1 protein-coding gene and 2 pseudogenes are annotated in these 762 nt (G+C 66.5%); 1 reads left to right on the top strand and 2 read right to left on the bottom strand.

Annotated features, from left to right (window positions below):
• A pseudogene (locus tag EN939_RS36595) lies at positions 1-182 on the top strand (alpha/beta hydrolase); the annotation flags it as partial.
• Positions 183-195: 13 nt separating this feature from the next.
• On the opposite strand, the gene EN939_RS36590 reads toward EN939_RS36595, so the two are convergent.
• Both EN939_RS36590 and EN939_RS39600 read right to left on the bottom strand, forming a co-directional pair.
• Complete coding sequence (locus EN939_RS36590; protein WP_127270856.1) at positions 196-591, bottom strand: rhodanese-like domain-containing protein; 396 nt, start codon at positions 589-591, stop codon at positions 196-198.
• A 54-nt stretch (positions 592-645) separates the two neighbouring features.
• Positions 646-762 (bottom strand): annotated as a pseudogene (locus EN939_RS39600) (TetR/AcrR family transcriptional regulator); the annotation flags it as partial.

Below are 762 nucleotides of genomic sequence, written 5' to 3'. Positions count from 1 at the left end.
TCCATGCGCAGGACGACCGCGAAGTCTCGGCCGATCATGCAAGGCGCTATGCCGGCGCCGGCGGCCATGTGCGGCTCTACTGGGCCGACGGGCTCGGCCACCGCCGCATTCTCGCCGACAAGGGCGTGGTCGAACGCGCGGTTGGCTTCGTGGCGAATCGCGAGCCATTGCTGCTGCACTGAGCGGCGGTCGAGATTATTTCTTCTTCTCGCCGGGTTCGACCGGCAGTCCGGCGGCCTTCCAGGCGGTGTAGCCGCCAAGGATGTGCTTGACCGGCGAAAGCCCCATGTCCTGCGCCGTCTTTGTGGCCAGCGCCGAGCGCCAGCCGCCGGCGCAGAAGAACACGAAGTTCTTGCCCGAGGCGAAGAAGGGCTTGTGGTAAGGGCTTTCGGGGTCGATCCAGAACTCCAGCATGCCGCGCGTGACATGCTTGGCGCCGGGAATCTTGCCGTCGCGTTCCACTTCGCGTGGATCGCGCAGATCGACGAAGATGGTGTCTTCATCGTCGATCAGCCCGGCCGCCTCCTCCGGCGAAACCACCTCGATCACGGCGTTCGCCTCGTCCAGCAGCTCGCGATAACCCTTTTTCACGCTCTCATCCCTCCCGCCTTGCTGGCGGATTTCGAGCACACCAGCCGGCGTTTGTCACGCCGCGCTGCCGCCGGCCAGCGTCCTCCAGGCCGCCATGGCCCCGGCTACCGTCGCCAGCAGGGCATTATGCGAGGCGCCGTCGCGCGCCTGGATCGACATGCCGTGCTGGAC

It is taken from the genome of Mesorhizobium sp. M7A.F.Ca.CA.002.05.1.1 (assembly GCF_003998335.1).
GTDB lineage: Bacteria > Pseudomonadota > Alphaproteobacteria > Rhizobiales > Rhizobiaceae > Mesorhizobium.
This window is presented reverse-complemented; position numbering and strand designations above follow the sequence as displayed.